The 6,310-nt window shown below is 73.8% G+C and carries 4 protein-coding genes; 2 read left to right on the forward strand and 2 right to left on the reverse strand.

Annotated features, from left to right (window positions below; translation table 11 throughout):
• Positions 1–387 precede the first annotated feature (387 nt).
• Together CCN56_RS13835 and CCN56_RS13840 are read left to right on the forward strand one after the other, a co-directional pair.
• Positions 388–825 carry an SPW repeat protein gene (locus CCN56_RS13835; RefSeq protein ID WP_086826853.1) on the forward strand — a complete coding sequence of 146 codons (438 nt, stop codon included), beginning with the start codon at positions 388–390 and terminating at the stop codon, positions 823–825.
• A gap of 191 nt (positions 826–1,016) precedes the next feature.
• On the forward strand, positions 1,017–2,306 hold the full coding sequence (locus tag CCN56_RS13840) for an ATP-binding protein (protein ID WP_086826855.1): 1,290 nt from the start codon (positions 1,017–1,019) through the stop codon (positions 2,304–2,306).
• On the opposite strand, the gene CCN56_RS13845 is transcribed toward CCN56_RS13840, so the two are convergent.
• Positions 2,284–3,207 (reverse strand): carbohydrate kinase, encoded by a 924-nt coding sequence (locus CCN56_RS13845; RefSeq protein ID WP_086826856.1) that lies wholly within the window; start codon positions 3,205–3,207, stop codon positions 2,284–2,286. The two genes, CCN56_RS13840 and CCN56_RS13845, sit on opposite strands and share 23 nt — an antisense overlap.
• A gap of 3 nt (positions 3,208–3,210) precedes the next feature.
• Positions 3,211–6,310: glycoside hydrolase family 32 protein (locus tag CCN56_RS13850; RefSeq protein WP_086826858.1), on the reverse strand; the 3,100-nt coding region annotated here is incomplete at its 5' end.

Below are 6,310 nucleotides of genomic sequence, written 5' to 3' on the forward strand. Positions count from 1 at the left end.
TCATCGGCGACGGCGGCTCGGTGGGCCGGGCCGTCTTCGAGCCGCCGTCGCCGATGAGCAGGTCCAGCCTGCCCTTGCCGTCCTCGAAGGGACGCGTCTCGTCCGCCGAGTCGAAGCTCTTTCGTACGATGCCGACCATCGTGCACTCCCGGCGATGGGAAGAATCCGGTGTCCCCGAGTCCGTTTCCAGGCTACGCCGGGGCGGCGGGGCCCACCGCGCGCGGCGGGTGGCTTTTGGTGGATCCCTGCACTTCCGGCACCCCTTTTCTGTGCTCATCCCATAGGGGGCAGATCTACACATAAAGGCCATATAAGGGCACAATGAAGACGCGGCACGATGCCGCAAGCGCGGTCAGACGTGCAGAGCGCCAGAAGGAGGCGAGTCGTATGGCCGACGTCTCTCACCGTCCCGGTGACATCACGGGGCACCCCGATGCGTCGGAGATGCGGGACCGCTACGCCCGCATGCTGCAGACCCGAGGTGTCGCGGCGGTCGAGGAACTCGTGATCCTCGCAGGAGTCTGGACGGCGATCTCCGCCTACACGGTCCACTTCTCCGCCGCTGCGCCGACACTCGCCATCTCCAACCTGGTCGTCGGCATCGCCCTCGCGGTCCTCGGCCTGTGCATGTCGATGGCCCCGGAGAGGTCCCAGGACCTGAACTTCGTCGTGCTGCTCATGGGAGCCTGGCTCATCGTCGCGCCCTGGGTCGTCACCCGGCACCCCAGCACGGGCATGATCCTCAGCAACGTCATCACGGGCGCATGCGTCTGCCTGTTCTCCCTGACGGCCGGCGGACTGCTCATGAGCAAGAGAAGGACGTGACGCGTCGATCCTCTCCCCCGAACGGCGGCACCTCCCCCAAGAGGTACCGCCGTTCACCGTATGCGCGCCGTTCCGCCCAGTGACGGATCGGCGCGTTGGGCCGCCCCGCCTTGTGCAGGATGGCGCAGGACCGCCGCCCGGGACCCCGCCTAGCCTCGCCGCAACAGCACGAACGAGGGGCGGTACCGCCGGTGAACTGGCACATCCACGACTACCGCGAGAGCGATCTCGCCGCCGTCGTCCATCTGATCGACACCACCGCCGAGCTCGGGCAGGAGTCCGTCTTCTCGCTCGCCGAGTGCATCGGCGCCCTCACCACCCGTCAGCCGGCCGTGGTCGCCGTGCACCAGGGCGCCCCCATCGGGGCGGCGCTCGCCTGTGTCTCCGGCGAGCGGGCCTGGGTGATGCGGATCGCGATCTCCTCGGCCTGGCGGGGCCGCGGCCTCGCCAGCGCCCTGCTCGTGGAGCTGGAGCGGCGGCTCGTCGCGGCCCGCGTCGGACGCATCGCGTACGTCCTGCCGGAGGAGGAGCTCCTCGGCGAGGGCCTGCTGAACGCCGGGTACACGCGCCAGCCGGCCGTCGCGTACTTCGAGAAGGTGGAGCCGCTGCACGGCCCCGCCGCCGGCCTCCTCGACGACCTCGGCGGCCGACTCCTTCCGGGCGACCTGTGGGCGAAGGTCGCCGGCATGGAGCGGGAGAAGGACCTGATCGAGCGCCGGGTGGTGCTGCCCCTGGCCGAGCCGGAGCGGGCCACCCGGCACGGGGTGCGGCCGCCGCGCGCGGTCTGCCTCTTCGGCCCGCCCGGCACCGGCAAGACCACGTTCGCGCGGGGCATCGCCTCCCGGCTCGGCTGGCCCTTCGTGGAGATCCTGCCGTCCCGCCTCGCCGACGAGGGGAACCTCGCCGCCGCCCTGCGCTCCGCCTTCACGCGGATCGCCGAGCTGGAGCGGGTCCTGGTCTTCATCGACGAGGTCGAGGAGATCGCCCCGGTCCGCTCGGAGCCCGCCCAGCCCGGCGGCATGCACGGGGTGACGAACGAACTCCTGAAGCTGATACCGGGGTTCCGGGAGCGGGACGAGCGGCTGCTCGTCTGCGCGACCAACTCGATCCGCTCCCTCGACCCGGCGTTCCTGCGCCCCGGCCGCTTCGACTACCTCATCCCCATCGGTACGCCGGACAAGGCGGCGCGGGCGGCTATCTGGTCCCGCTACACCGACGGGCGGCCGGACGTCGACATCGACGAACTGGTCCTCGCGAGCGAGCTGTTCACGCCCGCCGACATCGAGCACGCGGCCCGGATCGCCGCCCAGGCCTCCTTCGAGCGGGACCTCGTCGCGGTCGGCGGGCGCGGCGGCGACGACCCGGCGCCCGGGGCGAGCACGGCGGACTACCTGGAGGCCATCGCCGAGTGCCGGCCGACGGTCACGCCGGAGATGATCGAGCAGTTCGCCGCGGACATCACCGCACACGCCCGCACCTGAGGGTGAACCGCCCCCCGGCCGCGTCCAGTTCGGCCCGGTCGGGGGGCTGGGCGCCGGCCCGGGAGACGGTGACGGCCGCCGCCGCGGCCGCCCTCCGCAGCAGCCTCACGAGGTACTCGGCGCCGAGTCCGTCGAAAGTCTCCCGCCCTGCGAGGGTGTCGAGGACGGCCGACATGAACGAGTCGCCCGCGCCGACCGTGTCGACGACGGTGACCGCCGGCGCCTCCGCGAAGACCGTCTCCCGCCCGGTGAAGGCGAGCGAGCCGTCGGCGCCCCGGGTGACCAGGACGACGGCCGGGCCGAGGCCCAGCCAGCGGGCGGCGACGGACTCGACGGACTCCCCCGGGTACAGCCAGGCCAGGTCCTCGTCGCTCGCCTTCACCACATCGCTCAGCGCGACACAGCGCTCGACGCGGGCGACGGCCTCGTCGTGCTCCCCCATCAGTTCGGGCCGCACGTTGGGGTCGTAGCTGACCGTGGCCCGGTCGCGGAGCCGCTCGACCTCGGCCAGGACGGTGGCCGCGCCGGGAGCGGTGACGGCGGCGATGGAACCGATGTGCACGTGGACGGGCCGGTCCACGTCGTGTTCCCCGGCCTCCAGGGTCCAGGCGATGTCGAAGGTGTACGAGGCCCCGCCCTGCGCGTCGAGCCCGACGACCGCCGACGGGGTGCGTACGGGAACGCCGCCGACCTCCACCCGTACCCCCGCGCCCTTGAGGTGGTCCGCGATCAGCCGCCCGGTCGGGTCGTCGGCGAGCTGGGTGAGCAGGGTGACGTCCCGGCCGAGGCGGGCGAGGCCGTAGGCGACGTTGGCGGGGCTGCCGCCCGGGTGGATCCGTTCGGTGCCGTCGGCGCCGCGCACGATGTCGGCGACGCACTCGCCGATCACCAGGAAGGACATGGGTCAGAGCTCCTTGGCGTAGGTGTCCTGGTAGCCGGCCCGGCCGCCGAAGACGTTGAGGCCGACGTGACCGTCGGTGTAGGTGGCCGCCGGGTCGGTGAGGTCGATGATCCGCTCCCCGTCGAGGAAGACCTGGACACGGGTGCCCTGGTGGACGATCCGCAGATCGTACGTGGCGCCGTGCCGTACGAGGACGGGGACCTTGGCGAGGGCGGCCGCGTCGTCGAAGGAGCCGCCGCGCCGGACGACGAGGCGGACGGCCCGGAGGTCGGGGTCGACGTTGAGGACGTACCCGTCGGCGCCGTCGGCGGAGGCCCGCCAGATCAGGGAGGCGGCGCCCCGGGTGCCGTCGGGGCCGCCGAGCCGGAGCAGGGTGGCGAGTTCGAGGTCGGCGAAGCGGCGGGTGGACATCGCGTCGCTGTCGCGGTCGAAGACCCCGGTGTGCCCGGCGCCGGTGGCCTCCCAGCGCCCGGCGGGGACGGTGGTGAGGGTGCCGAGGTCCGTGCGAAACTCCCCCGCCGGCGGAGGCGGGGGCAGGACGGGGAGGGCATCGGAGAGACGGCAGGTGGAGGCGAGGCGGTGGACGGCGAGTTCGGCGATCCGCACCGTGCCGCCCTCGGCGGTGAAGGCGATCCCGTCGGCGTCGGGGTCGGGCAGGACCAGGCTGGTGACGACGGCCTCGCCCGCGCCGCCGAAGACCTCCACGGAGGAGGAGTCGACGAGGATCCGCAGCCGGACCGTACGACTGCCGTCGGGGGCCCGGACGGCGGCGAGCGGGGCCTCGGTGCGGCCCGCGAAGTACCGGGTGAAGTCGGTGCGTCCGGAGGTGGTGCGGTCGACGAAGAGGCGTTCGCGGACGGTGTCGTAGCCGACGAGGACGGCCTGCCCGTCCTTCGCCCGCAGACGGAAGGCGCAGCTGGTCGCGGCGCCGGTCGGCGGCAGCACGAGCTCGGCCTCCAGGTCGTACGCGGTGCCCGTCAGGCCCGCGCAGGGGTCGGGCGCGCCGGGCCCGGCCGTGAGGTCCCTCCGTACCGTCGTGTCCGTGCGCAGCGAGGCCAGTTCTGCGACGGGCCACTGGCGCAGGACGGGGCCGTCCGGGCCGTCGGCGAGGGTGAGTTCGCGGGGAAGGGAGTGCTGGCCGTTCCACGGACGGGTGGGCGCGCTGAAGGGGTAGTCCCAGTTGGTGGTCCAGCCGAGCCAGACGCGGCGCGCGTCGGGCAGGTCCGCGAAGGTGACGGCCGCGTAGAAGTCGCGGCCGTGGTCGCTGCGCGGGGCCGGACCCGGGGCCTGGTGGGCGGTGAAGGCGGTGCCGTTCCAGTCGCCGGTGAGGCAGCGGGCGGTGGAGCCGTCGGTGGCGCGGACGGCTCCCGTGCTGAAGGTGAGGACCCAGACCGTACGGGCGGGGTCGCCGTCGACGGGGAGCGGAAAGAGGTCGGGGCACTCCCAGACCCCGCCGCCGGCCACCCACTCCCCGTAGCCGAACGAGCTGGTGTGGGACCAGTGGAGGAGGTCGCGGGAGGTGAAGAAGCGCACGTGGTCGCCGCCGGAGACCACCATGACCCACTGGTCGCGGGCCCCGTCCCGGACCACCTTCGGGTCGCGGAAGTCCCAGCCGCCGTCCGGGCCGCCGGGGTTGCCGATCAGTGGCTCGGGGCCGCCGTACGGCTGCCAGGAGCGGCCCCGGTCGGTGCTGTAGGCGGCGCGGACCGCCTGGTTCCCGCCGATCCGGTCCGGGTGGTAGCTCGTGTAGTAGGCGATGAGGCCCGAGCCGCCGCCGAACAGACCGGAGGCGTCGCCTGGATCGGCGACGGCCGAGCCGGACCAGCGGTGGCCGTACTCGTTCCAGTCGAGGGCGGTCGGCAGCGCGCGCCAGTGCAGGAGGTCGGTGGAGACGGCGTGCGCCCAGCGGCCTTCGGCCTGGTGGAAGAGGTGGTACTCCCCGTCGAAGTGCACGAGGCCGTTGGGGTCGCTGCCCGGGCCGGTGCGCGGTGAGTGGTGGACGGCGGGGCGGTACGGCTCGGTGTAGTGGTCGCGCGCGTCGGAGGCGTACACGTCCTGGAAGTACGCGGTGCCGCCGGCCGCGACGAGGCCGACGGTGTCGCCGGAGGCGGCGGCCGGGCTGCGCAGGGCGTCCACCCCGTCCACGGAGGCGCTGAAATCGCCGCCGACGAGGTGGACTTCGATGCGGTACGGAGTTCCCGGGCGGATCGGGCGTACGGACGGCTGCGCGGTGGCGAGGACGGCACGGCTCGTGTGGTCGAGGAGCCGTATCGAGCCGGTCGCGGTGTCCAGGAGGATCTCGTGGCCGCGCACGAGGAGGCCGGCGGCGCTCGCCCCGGCGAGCAGGACGTCGGCGGAGACGACGAGGTCGGGGCCGTCCGGGGCGGGCGCGGTGCGCAGCCCGTCGTGGCCGCGCAGGCCCTTGAGGTCACGGGTCCAGGTGCCGGAGAGGGTGGTGGCGCCGGGGAGTTCGGCGGGCGGTCCGGCGGCGGTGACGTTCTCGAAGGAGACCCGTCCGTTGTAGGCGAGGAGTCCGGGGCGGCCGGAGAGGTGCGGGGCGGGCGCCGGGTCCTCGGTGTCGATGACGGGGGCGTAGCCGTCGGGGCGGAGGAAGTCGCTCTGCCAGTGGACGCGGAGGCGGCGGCCCTCGGCCTCGACGCGCAGGCGGTGGACGGTGCCGGGGGCGATCGGGGTGGAGTGGGTGGCGAGGGTGACGTCGCCGTCCACGCGGTAGAGGCGGAGGCGGCCCAGGTTGGGGTCGGCCTCGACGGCGTAGCCCCGGGTGCCGGCGGCGTCGGCGCGGACGAGGAGGGCGGCGACGGCGTACGGGTCGTGGACGAGGACGTCCGCCTGCACGGAGGTGTCGTACGCCTCCTCGGCGGCGATCGTCCGGATGTTGGCGCCGCCGGGCGCGGCGCCGGTGAGCCCGAGCGGGGTCGGGGTCCAGCTGCCGGTGCTCGTCCAGCCGTCGAGGTCGGTGGTGACGGTCCAGGTCCGGGGCGGTCCGAAGGTGACCGTGCCGCCGTCGGCGAGGAGGCCGACGTGGCCGGCGGTGTGGCGGTGGTCGACGGTGGTGAGGACCTGCTCGCCGTCGACGTGGACG

Source organism: Streptomyces sp. NRRL B-24572 (genome assembly GCF_002156145.1).
Lineage (GTDB): Bacteria > Actinomycetota > Actinomycetes > Streptomycetales > Streptomycetaceae > Streptomyces > Streptomyces vietnamensis.